This window comes from Winogradskyella poriferorum, from assembly GCF_050618035.1.
Lineage (GTDB): Bacteria > Bacteroidota > Bacteroidia > Flavobacteriales > Flavobacteriaceae > Winogradskyella > Winogradskyella poriferorum_A.
Window position 1 is genome coordinate 1 of sequence record NZ_JBODPY010000275.1, and the last position, 216, is coordinate 216.

General features: G+C 33.3%; 1 protein-coding gene. It reads left to right on the plus strand.

Annotated features, from left to right (window positions below):
- Positions 1–216, plus strand: a 216-nt coding sequence (locus ACRHOC_RS15735) for a carboxymuconolactone decarboxylase family protein (protein ID WP_431159506.1), incomplete at both ends; no start/stop codon positions are given.

The following is a 216-nucleotide window of genomic DNA, read 5'->3' on the forward strand; positions in this document are numbered from 1 at the left end:
TTTCGATAATCTAAAAAACAAACTTGGCTTTGTACCAAACCTTTATGCCACTTATTCACATAGTGGTACGGCTTTAGAAAATTACCTTTCTTTTTCTAGCGCAAAAACTTCACTTACTGCAAAAGAAAAAGAAGTGGTCAACTTAGCAGTAAGCCAAGTTAAAGAATGTATTTACTGTTTATCCGCTCATACCGCAATAGTTAAAATGAATGGATT